Origin of the sequence: Streptomyces mesophilus (assembly GCF_040300965.1) — a bacterium.
Classification (GTDB): domain Bacteria; phylum Actinomycetota; class Actinomycetes; order Streptomycetales; family Streptomycetaceae; genus Streptomyces; species Streptomyces mesophilus_A.
Genome location: NZ_JBEPEW010000091.1, coordinates 1 through 16,689 on the forward strand (window position 1 = coordinate 1; position 16,689 = coordinate 16,689).

Genomic DNA, 16,689 nt, shown 5'->3' on the forward strand with positions numbered 1-16,689 from the left:
CCGCAGTTCGGCCTCGTCGGCCCGGGCGCTGCGGCCGCGGAGCGCGGCGGCGGCGACCCGGCCGGGGTCGGCGGCGGGGAGGTCGGCGGTCAGCTCGGTCAGGGTCCGCAGCAGGGCCGTGCCGGGCTGGTCGGCTGCTTCCTGTGCGCTCTGCTCACCGGCTTCGGCCCGGACGGTGGCGGGATCCACGGGCGCGATGGTCACGGGGGTGCACTCCTCGCTCGGCTCTGGGCCGTACGGCGAGGGGGGTGCACGAGGCGTGCGCAGGCAGGGCGCACCACTCCGCGTCCACCGGCCCATTCCGCGAGGCCCGGACGTCAACGGCACCCGGACCGGTCGGCTCGGGTGCGCTCTCGGCAGGTGCTCGGACTCACGGGGCGCCCTTTGCGTACGCCTCGTTCACCGTTGCGGGACAGTTCCGGACTTGCACCGGATTCCCCTGCGGCGACAGCGAGGTTGAGCATACATGTTGTGGTGGCCGTCGTCGGTGAGCCCACATGTTGTGTTGGCGGTGGGGCTCTTCTTGTCGCCCCGGCACCCCGGGTTGACGCCCTGGCGCCCCGGGTTGTCGCCCTGGCACCCCGGGCGTTCCCGGCTCAGAACGTCAGCACGTACGTGAGCAGCATCAGGTCGTCGCGGTCCGCGAGCGGGTTCCAGTCCCGCTCCGGCGTCCGCAGGAAGCCGAGCCGTTCGTAGATGCGGTGGGCGCTGTGCATCATGTGCTGGGTCGAGAGCGCGACGCCGGTGCAGCCGGCCGCGCGCGCCCGGTCGACACACGCCCGCACCAGCGCCTCCCCCGCCCCGCGTCCACGCCCGAAGGGGGCGATGGCCAACGCACGGAACTCCGCCTCGCCCGGCCGGGAGACCTGGGCCTGCGGAGTTCCGTACAGGGCGAAGGTGACGCCCCCGAGCAGCCGGTCGCCGTCGACCGCGACCAGGACCTCGGAGGTGGCGGCGCGGCCCGCCACGTCGCGCAGGGTCGGGATGTACGGGTCGTCCTCGCCGTAGTCGAGCAGGCCGTCGGACAGATAGACCTGGACGGTGAGGTCGCCGAGCGGGGCGTACTCCTCGGGCAGGGCGGGCCTGATGGTGAAGTCCATGGCCGCATTCTGCCGTCCCGGGAGCGGGGCGGATCAATCGGATTACGCGGCGCGGGAGTGCGCGGCACGCTCCGCGCCGCGGCGCGCGGGGAGCAGGTGGATCCGGGCGGATCCGTGCGTCCGCCGCTCGGCCTGCTTCAACTGCCGGTCGATACGGCGGTCTTGGACGTATCCGAGGAACGAGGGCGCCGCGAGGAGGGCGAAGAGGACGAGGACGGTGAACCAGTCGAGGAGGGCGTTTGTGTTCATGTCTCTACGATCCCGCGTGCGGTCGGCAACGGGCAGTGGCAGGACTGTCACGCACCCTCGATTTCCTGCCAGTTGGACGGCACACTGGCGAACATGCTGAAAAACGTTGCCGCAGTGCTGCTCGACGGTGTGCATCCCTTCGAACTCGGCGTGGTCTGCGAGGTGTTCGGCCTCGACCGCAGCGACGAGGGGCTGCCGGTGTACGACTTCGCGGTGGCCTCCGCGGACGGTCCCGTACTGTCGACGCACGCGGGGTTCACGATCACCGCGGCGCACGGTCTCGAGCGGCTCGAGGAGGCCGATCTGATCGCGATACCCGCGGGGCAGGCGTATGTGAACCGGGAGTTCCCCGAGGAGCTGATCGCCGCGCTCCACCGGGCAGTCGACCGAGGTGCACGGATCCTCTCCGTCTGCTCGGGGGTCTTCGTGCTCGGCGCGGCGGGGCTGCTCGACGGGCGCAGCTGCGCGGTGCACTGGAAGCACGCGCAGGAGCTGGCGATCCGCTATCCGCGGGCCCGGGTCGAGCCCGATGTCCTGTACGTGGACGACGGTCCCGTGATCACCTCGGCCGGTACGGCGGCCGGGATCGACGCGTGCCTGCACATCGTGCGCCAGGCGCACGGCACGGAGGTCGCCAACGCGATCGCCCGGCGCATGGTCGTACCGCCTCATCGGGACGGCGGCCAGGCGCAGTTCGTGGCCCGCCCCCTGCCGCGTACGACCTGCGACACGGTGGGCGGCGTCCTGGCGTGGATGGAGCGGCATCTCGACGAGGAGATCACCGTCGAGCAGCTCGCGGAGAAGGCGCTGATGTCGCCGCGGACCTTCGCGCGGCGCTTCAAGGAGGAGACCGGCACGACGCCGTACCGGTGGCTCCTTCGTCAACGGCTGCTGCTCGCCCAGGAGTTGCTGGAGGGCTCGACGGAGACCGTGGACGCGATCGCGGGGCGCGCCGGCTTCGGGAACGCCGCGGCGCTGCGCCATCAGTTCCTGCGCGCTCTGGGCACGACGCCGAACACGTACCGGCGGACCTTCCAGGGGCCGTCCCGCGCTGCCTGAACTCCCTTCAGGCAGCGCGGACTTCACACACGCGGACTTCAAGCAGCACGGACTTCAGGCAACGCGGACTTCAGGCAGCGCGGACTTCAGGCGTCACTCGTTGGGGACGACCGGGTAGCGGGGCGTGCCCTCTTCCATCTGGCGCAGGGCGTCCTTGCGGTCGCGCTTCGACAGCCGGTCGATGTACAGGTAGCCGTACAGGTGGTCCGTCTCGTGCTGCAGGCAGCGCGCGAAGTAGCCGGTGCCGCGGACCTTGATCGGGTTGCCCTTCTCGTCCTGGCCCGTGACCTCGGCGTAGTCGGGCCGGGCGAGGGAGACATAGGCCGTCGGTACGGAGAGGCAGCCCTCGTTGGCGTCGTCGAGGACGCGGCGGTCGGCCGGGAGTTCGGCGAGCACCGGGTTGACGACGACACCGGTGTGGCGGACGCCCTGGTCGTCGGGGCAGTCGTAGACGAAGACCTTCTTGTCGACGCCGATCTGGTTGGCGGCCAGGCCCACGCCCTCGGCCGTGTGCTGGCTGGCGAACATGTCGTCGACCAGCTGCGCCAGCTCGTCGTCGAACTCCGTGACGTCCTTGCACTCCTTGTGCAGCACGGGGTTGCCGACCACCGTGATCGGGCGGGACGTACCCCGCTCCCGGTAGGCGGTCTCGCGCTCCTCGCAGTCCTCCGAGTCGATGACGTAGCCCTCGTCGTCGACAGGGAGCACTCCGCCCGCCTGCTGCTGTTCGGTCATTCCGCCGTATGCCTTCCTCGACAGTCCATGTGATGGTCCCCAAGCCTACGGGCAGCGGGGGGCGGGGGTTCTTGAGGGATGGGGTATCCCAGTTCTTGAGGGCTGGAGTATCCCGGGGTTTACAGGCGCTCCTATTCGTCGCGCCTGTCAGCAGACCTCTTCGAGATCCCGCCAGTCCCGGGAGTCGGGGCTGTCGGCGACCCAGCCGTCGAGCAGGCCCCGTACGAGACCGGGGGGCGCCGCGATACCGCACTCGCGCTCGGGCACCCACAGGGCGCCGGCGGTGCGGTGGCCGAGGGGTCCCGGGTGGCCGGGCTCGCTGTGGTCGTGCGGGTCGAGGTGCTCGCCGTCGCCCTCGTCGGAGGGCATCCGGGACTCGGAGCACATGCGGCAGAGCAGCCGTACGGAGGAGGACCAGTCCTCGGCGGCGAAACCGGCGTCGGCGGCCAGCTTCTCCAGGGCGTCGCGGTCGGCCTCGGTGGCGGCTTCGAGGAGCACGACCCAGGTGGGTACGGGGGACGGCGCCCAGAGCTCGATCTCGTCGAACACGGGGAAGGACTGGCCGGCCGCCGTGGTGCGCTCACCGTGCGGTACGCCGTCGTGCAGGACGACCTCGCCCCAGCGGCGGCCGCTGCTGGGCAGCGGGATGGACAGGACCTCGATCCGTGCCGGGTCGAGCCGGCGACCCCAGACGACCTCGGCCTCGCCCTCGGGCGAGAGGCGTACGGCCGCGCTGCCCAGCTCCATGCCGAGCGGTTCGCCCGAGCCCACCGCGCCGCCGGGGACCTTCAGGCCGTACGCCTGCCAGGCGCGGCGGGCCAGGGGCCAGTCCTGGAGTGCGGTGGCGGCGATGCCGACGTTCCACCAGTCGGGGGCGCCGGTCTCGCGGTCGAGGAGGGCGACGGCGCGCAGTCCCGCGGCGCGGGCCTGTTCCCAGTCGTGGCGGAACTTGTGCAGCAACGCGAGGTTGAACCAGGACTCGGACAGCCAGGGCTCGAGGTCCGCGGCGCGTGTCAGGAGCGCGCCGGCGTCCTCGTACCGGCCGTCGCCGATGAGCGTGAACGCGCGGTCCGTGGCCTGCCGCCATGAGGCGGAGGGCCGGTGCCGTCCCTTGCCGAAGATCCTCACGATTCCCGCCTGCGGTCGGTGTGTCTGGCGCGCCCCGTCGCGGCCGTGTCCGTCGTGCTGCCTTGCCGTCTTGCGTACATTCGCATCCAACCATGCCGGGTTGGAAGGCCGCTCATTACCCATGGGTTACCCGTCCCTCGGGGCCCGCACCCGTACGGTGCCCGTCTCCGGCGGGGCTACGCCCCTCGCTTGCTGCTCCATCACTCCTCGGCGGATGGGTTACGGGGCCTCAGCCCTCCGTATCCCCTGGTGCTGCACCACTCCGCGGCACGGGGAAACCCCCGGCGCCGACGCCCCCGCACACCTCACCCCACCCCCTGCCCCACCACCCGCGACAGGGACTCCACCACCGCCGGGTGATAGTCGTGCCCCGTCCCCAGCCGCAGCCGCTCAAGAGCGGTCAGGACGCCGCTGGGGCCCGACAGGCGCGAGAGTTCGTCGTACGCGTTGGCCGTACGGATGATGCGGGCCGTGAGGGGCTGGTCACGGTAGGGGTCCGCCTGGCGTTCCACGACCACCGCGACGTCCGAGGGGACGCCCGTCTGGCGGACCACCGCCCCGCCGAGCAGGGCGATGCGTCTCTGCTCGGCGGTGGGCAGCAGGGCCGTGGCGCCCGCCGGGATCGGGTCCACCAGGGAGAGCTGACCGATGTCGTGCATCAGGGCCGCGTACTCGAGGACGGTCAGGTCCGCCTCCGAAAGGCCCAGGTCACGGCCGACCGCGCAGCTCAGGACCGCGACCCGGCGCGCATGGCCCGCCGGGGTGTAGCCGGCGATCTCCGTGGCGCGGGCCAGGGAGGTGATCGTCTGACGGTAGGTGGTGCGGACGGCGGCGTACCGGCGGAAGGCCAGCTGGGTGAGCAGGAGCGGTGCGCTGAAGACGGGGAGCGCCCACAGGCCCGCGACCGCCACCGCGAGCGCCATCACCGCCCCCGTCGCACCGACCGCCGAGCCGATCCCGACCAGCGCGCGCAGCTCGTCGCGCAGCAGCGGGCCGTACGGCCAGTGGGTGCGGGCCCGGATCAGGACGGCGGACAGGACCGCGTCGCACAGGGCGGTGAGGGCGAGGACGACCACCATCCAGACCGCGTACAGCGGCCCCTGGCCGACGAGGTCCTCCAACTCGCCCGAGTTGTACAGGGGTTGGAAGCACACCGCGGCGAAGCCGACCGTCAGGACGCGCCGTACGAGGTGGTCGAGCGAGGGGCCGCCGCCGATCGCCACATGCGGGACGGCGCCGGCCAGCGTCGCGGCCGAGACCACCGCGATGATCTGCAGCACGCCGTGGTGCGTGGGCTCGCCGCCGCTCTCGCCGAGCAGGGCGTACGCGAGGGCCCCGGCGGCCCCGAGCGGCGCCGGTTCACGGGCGACCGCGCCGGACACCTTGCGCCCGCCCCACCGGGCCAGCTCGCCGACCGCGATGAGGATGCCGAAGGCGAGCGCGATCCCGCGCTCCGTCACGCCGTACCAGAGCGTGTGTCCGAGGGCGTACACCGCGAGTGCCCCCGCCGCGCCCGCCGCCGCCACGATCACGGGCGAGCCGTGCGCGCGCGTCACGGGGCCGTGCCCGTGGCGGTCTCGCGGGGCACCGGCTGCTCCTGGAGCGGAAGCCGTACGGGGACGGCCTCATCAGAGGTGACCGTCGGATGCCAGCCGTGCCGGTCTAGGGCGCGGACCAACGCCCGTACCATCTGCGGGTCGAACTGCTTGCCGGCGCACCGTTTCAGCTCGGCAAGGGCCTGCTCCACAGGCCGCGCCCGGCTGTACGAGCGCGTCGAGGTCATCGCGTCGAAGGCGTCGGCGACCGCGACGAGGCGCGCGAACTCGGGGATCTGGCGGCCCACGAGCCCGTACGGATAGCCGCTGCCGTCGAGCCGCTCATGGTGGTGCAGGATCGCGGTGCGCGCCTCGCCGAGGAAGCCGATGCCGCGCACCATCTCGTGGCCGTACTCGGGGTGCAGCTCGATGATCCGCCGCTCCTCGGGCGTGAGCGGTCCGTCCTTGCGCAACAGCCGGGTGGGGACGCCGAGTTTGCCCACGTCGTGCAGGATGCCGGCGAACCGCAGCACTTCCACGCGGTCGTCCGGCATCCCGAGCTCGCGGGCGATGAGCACGGACGCCTTGCCGACCCGCTCGCTGTGTCCGCGGGTGTACTCGTCCTTGATGTCCACGGCCTGCACCAGGGCCCTGATGGTGGCCTGGTGGGCGCTGCGCTCACGGTGGTACTGCTCGAAGACCCAGTACGAGATGTACATGGGCAGCAGTACGAGGAGCGCCGCGAAGGGCCCGTACGGACTGACCCAGAGCACCGCCATCATCAGGCCCGCGAGCCCGTGCACCAGCGTGGGTGCGAGCGCTCCCGCGAAGGCGACGCCCGAGCTGCGTACGAGCGTGGCGAGCCGTCGCCCCGTACCGCCGACCGCCGCCAGGATGACCCCGTCGAGCACCGCCATGACCAGGCAGAACGCCCCGGCGGCCGCGGCGGCGGGCAGCAGTGCGTACGGGAAGTCGGGGGCGCCGCCCGCGCCGAGCGATGCGCGTCCGCCGAGCGCGTGGTGGGACTGTCCGGCCGCCCAGCAGGCGAGCGCGAGCTGACCGCCGCGCCAGATCCGGCGGGGCGCCACCGGCCGCTGCTCGACCCGGCCGAGCAGGGCACCGGGCACGGCGGCGAGCGCGGCCGCCGGGGCGGGGAGCAGGAAGATCGCGGCGAGCAGCACGGGGAAGAACGCGCCCATCGAGCGCGGCGCCCGCTCCCCCAGGAACGGGCAGCGGGTCATCCACTCGCACATCGCGTACAGCGCGGCGAGCAGCGCCACGGCGCCCCAGCGGATCCCGGGGGTGGTGACGACGGGAAGCACACAGACCGCTCCGGCGAGCGCGACCACGGCGATCAGGAGGCGCGCCGGGACAGGGATCGGCCGCATGGCGTACTCCTCCCCGTGACACCTCGACACTGCTGCGCCGTTCAAGTCCCGTACGGGTCACGGCCGTTCACACCCGTACAGAATCCGGAGAATAAAGCGGCAGACGTGGGCGAGGTGGCGGGAATCGAGGATTCGGCCGGTCACGGGGGCGCGGATTAGCGCCAACGGGTGACAGACGGCCGCGGCTTCCCCGGAGGGCAGCCGCGGCCGGTCAACTGTGTGGTATTGGACGCGAGTTCGCGTATGAGACGACTGCGCCTGGTGCTAGGCCTCCGCCGGACGGTCCGCCGAGACCGGCAGATCCTGGTCGGGCACGGCCTGTCCCGAGCGGATCAGGTCGAGCCGCCCCATCACCTTGGCCCGCAGGTCTGCGGGCACGTCATCCTGCCCGCAGCACCGCTTGACCAGCTTCTTCACGGCCTGCTCGAGCCCGTACTTCTCCAGGCACGGGGAGCACTCCTCGAAGTGCACCTCGAACTTGGTGCAGTCGCTGTCGGGCATCTCGTGGTCCAGGAACTCATAGAGATGGTCCAGGACTTCAGAGCAATCCGTCTCGTGCGGCTCTCCGCAGCTCATGAGCCCGAGCCTTTCGTTCCGTTCGTCGACTCCGACGCACCTGCCGGTACCAGGCCACGCTCGACGGCGTAGTCCTCGAGCATGCCCCGCAGCTGGCGTCGGCCACGGTGCAGGCGGGACATCACCGTGCCGATGGGTGTTCCCATGATGTCCGCGATCTCCTTGTACGCAAAGCCCTCTACGTCCGCGAGATAGACCGCGATGCGGAACTCCTCGGGAATCGCCTGGAGCGCTTCCTTCACGTCCGAGTCCGGCAGGTGGTCCAGTGCCTGCGACTCGGCGGAGCGCAGACCGGTGGACATGTGCGACTCGGCGCGCGCGAGCTGCCAGTCCTCGATCTCCTCGGAGGCGCTGCGCAGGGGTTCGCGCTGCTTCTTGCGGTACGAGTTGATGAAGGTGTTCGTGAGGATGCGGTACAGCCACGCCTTGAGGTTGGTGCCCTCACGGAACTGGTGGAAGGACGCGTACGCCTTGGCATACGTCTCCTGCACCAGGTCCTCCGCGTCCGCGGGGTTACGGGTCATCCGCAGCGCGGCGGAGTACATCTGGTCGAGGAACTCCAGCGCGTCACGCTCGAAGCGGGCGTTGCGCTCGGTCGTCGACTCCGCTGCCTGTGCCTCGGCGGGTTCCTCCGTGTGGCCGTTGTCGGTCCCAGTGACCGGACCCACCTCCTCAAGCGTCGTCGCAGAGCCGAAACCGGCCCTGCCCGAATCGGAGGATAGACGACCAACCGGTCCGCCCGCCGCCCGGATAGGGGCGGTCTTGGCCGCGGCCAGCAGCTCCCGCTCCATGTCGGAGGGGCTGGTGCGGCTCGTGCAGGCGACTGAACCCATTACGGCGAACACCCTTCATTCCGTCTTGTACCGACGCCTCCCACAACCGTCGTCAAGCACTCAACATTCCCGCAGACCCTTGATCCACCCGGTCACCGCCTGCGTGATGAGCGCCACTGCTTCGTCCTGTCCGAGCTCCGCGCGCTTGGGGACCGCGAAGCTGTGATCGCCGTACGGGATCTCGACGAGCTCGTACGCCCCCTCCGGGTACTCGGCGGGCTTGCCGAACGGGTCGTTGCCGCCCTGCACGACGAGGGTGGGCACGCCGGATCCGAGCAGCTCGTCGGCGCGGGACTTCTCGGGCTTGCCGGGGGGATGCAGCGGGAAGCTGAGGGCGAGCACGGCGGCGGCGCCGAGTTCGGTCGCCGTACGGCAGGCCACGCGCGCTCCGGCGCTGCGGCCGCCCGCGATGACGGGGAGCTTCTTGCGCTGTACGGCGGGCCAGATTCCCCGCCACCCGATGTCGAGCGTCTTGGGCGCGGGCGCCACCTTCTTGCCCGCCACACGCCAGGGCTGCTCGACGAGCGCGACGGTCACACCGTGCCGCGGCAGTTCGGCGGCGAGCGCCTGCAGATCCCGTGCGTCGGTCCCGCCGCCCGCGCCGTGGCTTACGGCGAGCACGAAGTCGGCGTTCTTGGCGGGGTGCCAGGTGATGCGGGCGGTCCCGGCTTCGGTCTCGACGGTTTCGGCGCGTGCGGCGGGCTCGGTCTTCTTCTCGGTCACCGGCTTCTTGTTGGTCACCGGGTCATCTTCGTACGCGCCCTGTCACAGACCCAGCAGCCAGCGCCCTCCGCCGAGCAGCGAAGCCAGCGAGACGGCGTGGAAGAAGAAGAACCACAGGGCGGCCGGTACGTGCGTGAGGCGGGCCAGTTGGTCCGCGTCCGAGTCCGGTGCGCCCCCGCGGCGTCGCTTGGCCTGGAGCTCGAAGGCCGGGCGCACCCCGCCGAGCAGCAGGAACCAGACGACCACGTACGCGAAGGCCGCCTGGACCTCGGGGTTCGCGAGCCATGAGATGAGGACGAAGGCGGCGCCGGTGACGATCACCGTGACCGCCCCGTACGCGTTGCGGATCATCACCAGCATCGCGACGAGCAGGGCCGTGGCCAGCCAGAGCAGGGCCGTGATGTGGTTGGCGGCGAGCAGCCAGGCGCCGCCGAGACCCAGGAGCGGGGGCGCGGTGTAGCCGGCGGCGGCGGTGAGGATCATGCCGATGCCGTGCGGCTTGCCGCGGCTGACCGTCAGGCCGCTGGTGTCGCTGTGCAGCCGGATCCCCTGCAGCTGGCGGCCGCTGAGCAGGGCCACGAGGCCGTGCCCGCCCTCGTGCGCGATGGTGATCGCGTTGCGCGAGAGCACCCACAGCTGGTGCGGCAGGATCACCGCGAGCGCCACCACACCCGTGACCACCACGAGCCACTGCTCGGGGTCGGGCTGCGCGCCGAAGACGCGGTCCCAGAGATCGGCCAGGGACGAGGCGGCGAGGCTCTGTGTAGAGGCCGCGAGGCTCTGCATATACGGCATATACGGACCGGGCTCCTGTGGGCTGGGCAGATCTGGCAGTGTGGCACGTATGTGCGGACGGTATGCATCCAGTCGTAAGCCCGAGGACCTCGCGACCATCTTCGAGGTCGAGAAGTGGGACCCCGAGGAGACCCTGGCCCCGGACTACAACGTGGCGCCGACCAAAGAGGTCTACGCCGTTCTGGACCGTCCTGTGAAGGACGCCGAATCACCGGACCCGGTTCGCCAGCTGCGCAAGCTGAAGTGGGGACTCGTCCCGTCGTGGGCGAAATCACCCGAGGGCGGTGCGCGCATGATCAACGCGCGGGCCGAGACCGTCCACGAGAAGCCCTCGTTCCGCAAGGCCTTCACCTCGCGCCGCTGCATCATCCCGGCCGACGGCTATTACGAGTGGGTGACCGCGGCCGAGGAGCGCGATCTGGAGGTCGAGGGCAAGAAGAAGCGGCCGCGCAAGCAGCCGTACTTCGTGACGCCGGCCGACGGCTCGGTCTTCGCGATGGCGGGTCTGTACGAGTTCTGGCGCGACCGCACCCTCGCCGACGACCATCCGCTCGCCTGGTGGGTGACCTGCTCGGTCATCACCACGGAGGCGGAGACCGGCCCGCTGGGCGTCGCGCCCGCGGACGGCCCGCAGACGCTCTCCGACATCCACCCGCGGATGCCCCTGATGCTCACGCCGGACCGCTGGGACTCCTGGCTCGACCCGTCCCGCACGTCGGCGGACGAACTGCAGTCGCTCCTCGCCCCGCCGCCGGAGGGCCTGATGCGCGCCTACCCGGTGTCGACGGCGGTGAGCAACGTGCGCAACAACGGCCCGGAGCTCCTGAAGGAACTGGAGGGCCCGGAGGAGGGCACGCTGTTCTAGCTGTCCAGCCCCTCCGGCGTTTGAGGAGATCCGAACGAAGCTCGGATGCGGGGGTCCGGGGGCGGAGCCCTCGATTCCGGGATGGGGCGGGCAGGGGAAACAGCCCGCCGCAGGCGCCCCACCGCACCCAGACGCGCCCGCACCGAACAACCCACTGCAAGCACCCCCACTAAAGTGGACCGCATGACCGAGAACCCCGCGCACACCACCCTCTGGCCCGCCCCCCATGCGAGCGGAGCCGTCGACACCACGGTCCACGTGCCCGGTTCCAAGTCGGTCACCAACCGCGCTCTCGTGCTGGCCGCTCTGGCCGCCGAGCCCGGCTGGATCCGCCGTCCGCTGCGCAGCCGCGACACCCTGTTGATGGCCGGCGCGCTGCGCGCCCTCGGTGTGGGCATCGAGGAGGGCGTCGGCCCGGACGGCTCGGGTGAGGTCTGGCGGGTGATCCCGTCGGGTCTGGCCGGTCCGGCCACGGTTGATGTCGGCAACGCCGGTACGGTCATGCGCTTCCTGCCGCCCGTCGCCACCCTCGCCGACGGCGACATCCGCTTCGACGGCGACCCGCGTTCCTACGAGCGCCCGCTGCACGGCGTGATCGACGCCCTGCGCGCACTCGGCGCCCGCATCGACGACCAGGGCCGCGGCGCGCTGCCCCTGACCGTGCACGGTGGCGGTGCCCTCGACGGCGGCACCGTCGAGATCGATGCCTCCAGTTCGTCGCAGTTCGTCTCCGCGCTGCTGCTCTCCGGCCCACGCTTCAACCAGGGCGTCGAGGTACGGCATGTCGGTGAGCGGCTGCCGTCCATGCCGCATATCCGGATGACCGTCGACATGCTGCGCGCCGTCGGTGTCCAGGTCGACGAGCCCGAGACCGGCGGTGAGCCCAACGTCTGGCGGGTCACGCCGGGCGCCCTGCTCGGCCGCGACCTGGTCATCGAGCCGGACCTGTCCAACGCCCAGCCGTTCCTCGCCGCGGCCCTGGTCACCGGCGGCCGCGTGGTCATCCCGGACTGGCCCGCGCACACCACGCAGCCCGGTGACGCGCTGCGCGAGATCTTCACGCAGATGGGCGGCTCCTGCGAACTGACCGAGCAGGGCCTGGTGTTCACCGGCTCCGGACAGATCCACGGAATCGACATCGACCTGGGCGAGGTCGGCGAGCTGACCCCCGGCATCGCCGCCGTCGCGGCCCTGGCCGACGGCCCCTCCACGCTGCGCGGCGTCGCCCATCTGCGCCTGCACGAGACGGACCGCCTGGCCGCGCTCACCAAGGAGATCAACGAGCTCGGCGGCGATGTCACCGAGACCGCCGACGGCCTGCACATCCGTCCGCGCCGGCTGCACGGCGGCATCTTCCACACGTACGACGACCACCGGATGGCCACGGCCGGCGCGGTGCTCGGCCTCGCCGTGGACGGCGTGCAGATCGAGAACGTGGCGACCACCGCCAAGACCCTGCCCGACTTCCCCGCGATGTGGACCGGGATGCTGACCGGGGCGGCCGGGGCGTAGGGGAACAGCGCCATGCGTCGCTACGGCAAGCACACCGACGAGGACGACATCCGTCAGCGCCCGGGCCGCAAGGGCACCCGGCCGCGGACGAACATCCGCCCCAAGCACGAGGACGCGGCCCACGGCATGGTCCTCACCGTGGACCGCGGCCGGCTCACCTGCCTGGTCGACGACCGCGTGATCCTCGCCATGAAGGCCCGCGAACTGGGCCGCAAGGCGGCGGTGGTCGGCGACCGGGTCGCACTCGTCGGGGACATGTCCGGCAAGAAGGACACACTCGCGCGCATCGTCCGCATCGAGGAGCGCTCCTCGGTGCTGCGCCGCACGGCTGACGACGACGATCCGTACGAGCGCATCGTCGTCGCCAACGCCGACCAGCTCGCGATCGTCACCGCACTCGCCGACCCCGAGCCGCGCCCGCGCCTGATCGACCGCTGCCTGGTCGCCGCGTTCGACGCGGGCCTCAAGCCGCTGCTCGTGCTCACCAAGTCGGACCTGGCCTCGCCGGACAAGCTCCTCGAGGCATACGGGGCGCTCGATTTCCCGTACGTCGTGACCAGCCGCGACGAGCTGGAGAACGGTGACGCGGCCGACCGCGTACGCGAGTTCCTCGCCGGCCGTACGACCGCGTTCGTCGGCCACTCCGGCGTCGGCAAGACGACACTGGTGAACGCCCTGGTCCCGGAGGACCGCAAGCGCATCACCGGCCATGTCAACGCGGTCACCGGACGCGGCCGGCACACCACCACCTCGGCCCTCGCGCTCCCGCTGGCGGGGGCGGAGGGATGGGTGATCGACACCCCGGGCGTACGGTCCTTCGGACTGCACCACGTCGACGCGTCACGCGTGATCCACGCGTTCCCGGACCTCGAACCGGGAACCGAAGGCTGCCCGCGTGCGTGCAGTCATGACGAGCCCGACTGCGCCCTGGACGCCTGGGTCGAGGAGGGCCACGCGGACCCGGCACGCCTCTACTCCCTGCGCCGCCTGCTCTCCACCCGGGAGCGGCGCGAAGGCGACTAGGGGTCTGGACACACGCTCCACCTCAACCTTGTTTGCGCGCGCTGCGTCCCGGTAAGTGCATAATCGCACCAAGTCAAAGCAGTGGGCGACGAGGCCGGCTGAGCGGTCACGAGGTTCTGGAGGCACACACCATGGCGTGGCTGCTGGTCATCGTCGCCGGACTGCTCGAAACAGGGTTCGCGGTGTGCCTCAAGCTCTCCCACGGCTTCACCCGCCTGTGGCCGACGATCTCGTTCGCCGTGTTCGCGCTGAGCAGCTTCGGGCTGCTGACCCTCGCGCTCAGGCGCCTGGACGTCGGACCGGCGTACGCGGTGTGGACGGGCATCGGGGCGGCCGGCACCGCCATCTACGGAATGATCTTCCTCGGCGATGTGGTGTCCACGCTGAAGCTGGTGTCGATCTCGCTGGTGATCGTGGGCGTGATCGGGCTCCAGCTGTCGGGCAGCGCGCACTGAGCCAGGACGGGTTCACCGAGCCCGTACGGACGTGACGAGGCCGACGTGACGAGGCCGACGTCACGCTGCCGACGTCACGGAGACGACGTCACCCCCAGCGCCTCCCGTACCAACCGACCCACCCCGCCCTCCCCCACCGGCGCGATCACGCACGACAGGGCGAGCCGCAGGGCGAGTTCGCACTCCTGGTGAGCCCGTGACGCCTCGCCCTTGACCGCGCCCGGCGCGATCCGGGTGGCGACGGCACGGTCCCGTACGACCGCCACCACGTCCGCAGGCGACGGCAGCGGTCCGTCGGCCCGGCGCTGGGCGGGCACAGCCGAGGTCGACGGGATCGCCGAGAGCGGGGGCGCGGGCAGGCGTGGGCCCCAGCAGCCGGTCAGGACGGCTCGGATCAGCGCGTTCGTACGGGCCGCCGCGACGGTCCACTCCGCGAGCCGCGGCAGACCGCCCTCCGCGAGCGCGCGGTCGGCGCCCGCCAGATACGCGTCCGTCTCGCGCCGTACGAGCGCACGGGCCAGACCGTCCTTGGAGCCGAACTCGTTGTAGAGGGTCTGCCGCGAGACACCGGCGACGGCGGCCACATCGACCATCCGGACCGTGGACCAGGACCTGCGCTGCAACGCGGTGTACGCCGCGTCGAGCAAGGACTCCCGTGCTGCGGGCATGGTCGCCTCCCCGTGCCGGGCCGCTATGGGGAGAGTTGACTCGCCCGCAAGCACTGTCAAGGGGGCCGGATGCAACCCGTCCGTCCCGTCGCCCACGGGGCCATGTGGTCCCTGAGGTACACGATCGCTACTGTTCGACCATGCCCGACTACCACGATGATCTGCGTCTCGCCCATGTCCTCGCCGACGCCGCGGACCGCGCCACCATGGCCAGGTTCAAGGCGCTCGACCTCAAAGTCGAGACCAAGCCGGACATGACGCCGGTCAGCGAGGCGGACAAGGCCGCCGAGGAGTTGATCCGCGGACAGCTCCAGCGGGCGCGGCCGCGCGACGCGATCCTCGGCGAGGAGTACGGCGTCGAGGGCACGGGCCCGCGCCGCTGGGTGATCGACCCGATCGACGGCACCAAGAACTATGTGCGCGGCGTGCCGGTCTGGGCCACGCTGATCTCCCTGATGGAGGCCGGCGAGGGCGGCTACCAGCCGGTCGTCGGCGTGGTCTCGGCGCCCGCGCTCAACCGGCGCTGGTGGGCCGCGAAGGGCGGCGGCGCCTACACCGGCCGCAGCCTCACCTCGGCCACCCGGCTGCAGGTCTCGAAGGTGAGCCGGATCCAGGACGCCTCGTTCGCCTACTCCTCGCTGACCGGCTGGGAGAAGCGCGGGCAGCTCGACGGGTTCATGGAGCTGCAGCGAGCGGTGTGGCGCACGCGCGGATACGGCGATTTCTGGCCGTACATGATGGTCGCCGAAGGCTCCATCGACATCTGCGCCGAGCCCGAGCTCTCCCTGTGGGACATGGCGGCCTGCGCGGCCGTGGTGGCCGAGGCCGGCGGCACGTTCACCGGCCTCGACGGGCAGCCGGGACCGCACAGCGGCAATGCCGCGGCCTCGAACGGACTGCTCCACGACGAGCTGCTCGGCTACCTGAACCAGCAGTACTGACGCGCTCGCGATTCAGGCCGCGCCACCCGCACGCCCTCAACTAGCCCCGCGCTCCCCCTTGTTGACCATCTCTTGACCTGCCACTCTGAGCCTACCCCCACATTGTGAACTTGTGAATCCATTCTCTAAGAGGGTGGGATCACGACTAGGAGGTGGCTTCAGCCCATGCTCGTCCGTGACGCCATGAGCACGATGGTCCTCACCATCGGACCCGACCACACCCTCCGCCAGGCCGCGCGCCTGATGTCCGCACGCCATGTCGGCGCGGCCGTCGTCCTCGACGTCGACGCCGACGGGATCGGCATCCTGACCGAACGCGACATCCTCAACTCCCTCGGCGCCGGACAGAACCCGGACTACGAGACCGCGGGACGCCACACCACCACCGACGTCGTCTACGCCGCACCCGCCTGGACCCTGGAGGACGCCGCCGAGGCGATGGCGCACGGCGGCTTCCGGCATCTGATCGTGCTCGACGAGCGTGAGCCCGTGGGCATCGTGTCCGTGCGCGACATCATCCGCTGCTGGGCCCCCAGCCGCCGCCACAGCACGCTGGCGAGCTAGCCCCCGACCTTGCCCGCCTTGGACCGGGTCCAAGGCGGGCAAGGTTCCAAAGTCACATCGATTCAGGGCCCCGGACCCTTGAACTGTTAGGGTTCTGGCCATGAGTGACCTCCTGAATCGACTGCGCGGACGCGGCTGGCGCATGACCGCGCAGCGGCGCGTCGTGGCCGAGGTCCTCGACGGCGACCACATGCATCTGACCGCCGACGAGGTGCACGCGCGTGCCGCCGCCCGGCTGCCGGAGATCTCCCGCGCCACCGTCTACAACACGCTCGGCGAGCTGGTCTCGCTCGGCGAGGTCCTCGAGGTCTCGACGGACCGCCGCGCCAAGCGGTACGACCCCAACGCCCACCGCCCGCACCAGCACCTGGTGTGCGCGCAGTGCGGCGCGATCCGCGATGTGCACCCGGCGGGCAACCCGCTGGCCGACCTCCCGGACGCGGAGCGCTTCGGCTTCACGATCTCCAACGTCGAGGTGACCTACCGGGGCATCTGCCCGGACTGCGCCGCCGCCTGACCTTTCCGTTTCCGAAAGCCCCC

The 16,689-nt window shown here is 71.2% G+C and carries 20 protein-coding genes and 1 riboswitch; of the genes, 8 read left to right on the top strand and 12 right to left on the bottom strand.

Translation table 11 applies throughout. The features are described 5' to 3' along the window. The 3 genes from ABT367_RS27005 to ABT367_RS27015 all read right to left on the bottom strand — a co-directional run. Positions 1 to 204: hypothetical protein (locus ABT367_RS27005; RefSeq protein ID WP_352255702.1), on the bottom strand; the 204-nt coding region annotated here is incomplete at its 3' end. A gap of 134 nt (positions 205 to 338) precedes the next feature. Then, positions 339 to 470: riboswitch (cobalamin riboswitch) on the bottom strand. Between the two features lie 126 nt (positions 471 to 596). Beyond that, positions 597 to 1,100 carry a GNAT family N-acetyltransferase gene (locus ABT367_RS27010; protein ID WP_352255703.1) on the bottom strand — a complete coding sequence of 168 codons (504 nt, stop codon included), beginning with the start codon at positions 1,098 to 1,100 and terminating at the stop codon, positions 597 to 599. Between the two features lie 42 nt (positions 1,101 to 1,142). Beyond that, positions 1,143 to 1,349: a hypothetical protein gene (locus tag ABT367_RS27015; protein ID WP_352255704.1), complete on the bottom strand. Its 207-nt coding sequence runs from the start codon at positions 1,347 to 1,349 to the stop codon at positions 1,143 to 1,145. Positions 1,350 to 1,442: 93 nt separating this feature from the next. Between ABT367_RS27015 and ABT367_RS27020 the strand changes: the two genes are divergently transcribed. Next, on the top strand, positions 1,443 to 2,408 hold the full coding sequence (locus ABT367_RS27020; protein ID WP_352255705.1) for a helix-turn-helix domain-containing protein: 966 nt from the start codon (positions 1,443 to 1,445) through the stop codon (positions 2,406 to 2,408). A gap of 93 nt (positions 2,409 to 2,501) precedes the next feature. Here the strand turns inward: ABT367_RS27020 and def are convergent, their stop codons facing one another. The 8 genes from def to ABT367_RS27060 all read right to left on the bottom strand — a co-directional run bounded on the left by def (position 2,502) and on the right by ABT367_RS27060 (position 10,112). Beyond that, positions 2,502 to 3,143, bottom strand: coding sequence for a peptide deformylase (def, locus tag ABT367_RS27025; protein ID WP_352255706.1), 642 nt, complete (start codon positions 3,141 to 3,143; stop codon positions 2,502 to 2,504). A 147-nt stretch (positions 3,144 to 3,290) separates the two neighbouring features. After that, positions 3,291 to 4,271: a tetratricopeptide repeat protein gene (locus tag ABT367_RS27030; protein WP_165335849.1), complete on the bottom strand. Its 981-nt coding sequence runs from the start codon at positions 4,269 to 4,271 to the stop codon at positions 3,291 to 3,293. A gap of 305 nt (positions 4,272 to 4,576) precedes the next feature. After that, the gene (locus ABT367_RS27035) at positions 4,577 to 5,827 is read right to left on the bottom strand and encodes an HD-GYP domain-containing protein (RefSeq protein WP_434975548.1); all 1,251 of its coding nucleotides are present in this window, start codon (positions 5,825 to 5,827) and stop codon (positions 4,577 to 4,579) included. Next, positions 5,824 to 7,194, bottom strand: a complete 1,371-nt coding sequence (locus ABT367_RS27040) for an HD-GYP domain-containing protein (protein ID WP_352255707.1) — start codon at positions 7,192 to 7,194, stop codon at positions 5,824 to 5,826. Before ABT367_RS27040 ends, ABT367_RS27035 begins: the two co-directional genes overlap by 4 nt. A 264-nt stretch (positions 7,195 to 7,458) precedes the next feature. Then, positions 7,459 to 7,770, bottom strand: a complete 312-nt coding sequence (rsrA, locus tag ABT367_RS27045) for a mycothiol system anti-sigma-R factor (RefSeq protein WP_352255708.1) — start codon at positions 7,768 to 7,770, stop codon at positions 7,459 to 7,461. Next, positions 7,767 to 8,438 (bottom strand): sigma-70 family RNA polymerase sigma factor, encoded by a 672-nt coding sequence (locus ABT367_RS27050; RefSeq protein ID WP_199552840.1) that lies wholly within the window; start codon positions 8,436 to 8,438, stop codon positions 7,767 to 7,769. The genes rsrA and ABT367_RS27050 overlap by 4 nt, the downstream gene beginning before the upstream one ends. A gap of 225 nt (positions 8,439 to 8,663) precedes the next feature. After that, the gene (locus ABT367_RS27055) at positions 8,664 to 9,344 is read right to left on the bottom strand and encodes an alpha/beta hydrolase family protein (protein WP_352255709.1); all 681 of its coding nucleotides are present in this window, start codon (positions 9,342 to 9,344) and stop codon (positions 8,664 to 8,666) included. Positions 9,345 to 9,368: 24 nt separating this feature from the next. After that, complete coding sequence (locus ABT367_RS27060) at positions 9,369 to 10,112, bottom strand: M50 family metallopeptidase (protein ID WP_165336545.1); 744 nt, start codon at positions 10,110 to 10,112, stop codon at positions 9,369 to 9,371. A gap of 58 nt (positions 10,113 to 10,170) precedes the next feature. Between ABT367_RS27060 and ABT367_RS27065 the strand changes: the two genes are divergently transcribed. The 4 genes from ABT367_RS27065 (at position 10,171) to ABT367_RS27080 (ending at position 13,976) form a co-directional block, all read left to right on the top strand. Continuing rightward, the gene (locus tag ABT367_RS27065; protein ID WP_352255710.1) at positions 10,171 to 10,986 is read left to right on the top strand and encodes an SOS response-associated peptidase; all 816 of its coding nucleotides are present in this window, start codon (positions 10,171 to 10,173) and stop codon (positions 10,984 to 10,986) included. Positions 10,987 to 11,169: 183 nt separating this feature from the next. Next, positions 11,170 to 12,498 carry a 3-phosphoshikimate 1-carboxyvinyltransferase gene (gene aroA, locus ABT367_RS27070; RefSeq protein ID WP_352255711.1) on the top strand — a complete coding sequence of 443 codons (1,329 nt, stop codon included), beginning with the start codon at positions 11,170 to 11,172 and terminating at the stop codon, positions 12,496 to 12,498. A gap of 12 nt (positions 12,499 to 12,510) precedes the next feature. Then, the gene (gene rsgA, locus ABT367_RS27075) at positions 12,511 to 13,521 is read left to right on the top strand and encodes a ribosome small subunit-dependent GTPase A (protein ID WP_352255712.1); all 1,011 of its coding nucleotides are present in this window, start codon (positions 12,511 to 12,513) and stop codon (positions 13,519 to 13,521) included. Between the two features lie 131 nt (positions 13,522 to 13,652). Further along, entirely contained in the window at positions 13,653 to 13,976 is a 324-nt protein-coding gene (locus tag ABT367_RS27080; RefSeq protein ID WP_165336537.1) for a DMT family transporter, read from the top strand. 74 nt (positions 13,977 to 14,050) lie between these two features. Here the strand turns inward: ABT367_RS27080 and ABT367_RS27085 are convergent, their stop codons facing one another. After that, entirely contained in the window at positions 14,051 to 14,644 is a 594-nt protein-coding gene (locus ABT367_RS27085) for a TetR/AcrR family transcriptional regulator (protein ID WP_352255713.1), read from the bottom strand. 140 nt (positions 14,645 to 14,784) lie between these two features. Here ABT367_RS27085 and hisN point away from each other — a divergent pair, with 140 nt between their 5' ends. The 3 genes from hisN (at position 14,785) to ABT367_RS27100 (ending at position 16,666) form a co-directional block, all read left to right on the top strand. Next, the gene (gene hisN / locus ABT367_RS27090; RefSeq protein ID WP_352255714.1) at positions 14,785 to 15,585 is read left to right on the top strand and encodes a histidinol-phosphatase; all 801 of its coding nucleotides are present in this window, start codon (positions 14,785 to 14,787) and stop codon (positions 15,583 to 15,585) included. A gap of 165 nt (positions 15,586 to 15,750) precedes the next feature. After that, positions 15,751 to 16,149 carry a CBS domain-containing protein gene (locus ABT367_RS27095; protein WP_352255715.1) on the top strand — a complete coding sequence of 133 codons (399 nt, stop codon included), beginning with the start codon at positions 15,751 to 15,753 and terminating at the stop codon, positions 16,147 to 16,149. 100 nt (positions 16,150 to 16,249) lie between these two features. Continuing rightward, complete coding sequence (locus tag ABT367_RS27100; protein ID WP_352255716.1) at positions 16,250 to 16,666, top strand: Fur family transcriptional regulator; 417 nt, start codon at positions 16,250 to 16,252, stop codon at positions 16,664 to 16,666. The last annotated feature ends 23 nt before the right edge of the window (positions 16,667 to 16,689 follow it).

What these genes read in the sequence shown, in the direction of transcription:
- ABT367_RS27010 (WP_352255703.1), bottom strand. Translation starts at nt 1,100, where the DNA reads ATGGACTTCACCATCAGGCCCGCCCTGCCCGAGGAGTACGCCCCGCTC.
- ABT367_RS27015 (WP_352255704.1), bottom strand. Translation starts at nt 1,349, where the DNA reads ATGAACACAAACGCCCTCCTCGACTGGTTCACCGTCCTCGTCCTCTTC.
- ABT367_RS27020 (WP_352255705.1), top strand. Translation starts at nt 1,443, where the DNA reads ATGCTGAAAAACGTTGCCGCAGTGCTGCTCGACGGTGTGCATCCCTTC.
- def (WP_352255706.1), bottom strand. Translation starts at nt 3,143, where the DNA reads ATGACCGAACAGCAGCAGGCGGGCGGAGTGCTCCCTGTCGACGACGAG.
- ABT367_RS27040 (WP_352255707.1), bottom strand. Translation starts at nt 7,194, where the DNA reads ATGCGGCCGATCCCTGTCCCGGCGCGCCTCCTGATCGCCGTGGTCGCG.
- rsrA (WP_352255708.1), bottom strand. Translation starts at nt 7,770, where the DNA reads ATGAGCTGCGGAGAGCCGCACGAGACGGATTGCTCTGAAGTCCTGGAC.
- ABT367_RS27060 (WP_165336545.1), bottom strand. Translation starts at nt 10,112, where the DNA reads ATGCAGAGCCTCGCGGCCTCTACACAGAGCCTCGCCGCCTCGTCCCTG.
- ABT367_RS27065 (WP_352255710.1), top strand. Translation starts at nt 10,171, where the DNA reads ATGTGCGGACGGTATGCATCCAGTCGTAAGCCCGAGGACCTCGCGACC.
- aroA (WP_352255711.1), top strand. Translation starts at nt 11,170, where the DNA reads ATGACCGAGAACCCCGCGCACACCACCCTCTGGCCCGCCCCCCATGCG.
- rsgA (WP_352255712.1), top strand. Translation starts at nt 12,511, where the DNA reads ATGCGTCGCTACGGCAAGCACACCGACGAGGACGACATCCGTCAGCGC.
- ABT367_RS27080 (WP_165336537.1), top strand. Translation starts at nt 13,653, where the DNA reads ATGGCGTGGCTGCTGGTCATCGTCGCCGGACTGCTCGAAACAGGGTTC.
- ABT367_RS27085 (WP_352255713.1), bottom strand. Translation starts at nt 14,644, where the DNA reads ATGCCCGCAGCACGGGAGTCCTTGCTCGACGCGGCGTACACCGCGTTG.
- hisN (WP_352255714.1), top strand. Translation starts at nt 14,785, where the DNA reads ATGCCCGACTACCACGATGATCTGCGTCTCGCCCATGTCCTCGCCGAC.
- ABT367_RS27095 (WP_352255715.1), top strand. Translation starts at nt 15,751, where the DNA reads ATGCTCGTCCGTGACGCCATGAGCACGATGGTCCTCACCATCGGACCC.
- ABT367_RS27100 (WP_352255716.1), top strand. Translation starts at nt 16,250, where the DNA reads ATGAGTGACCTCCTGAATCGACTGCGCGGACGCGGCTGGCGCATGACC.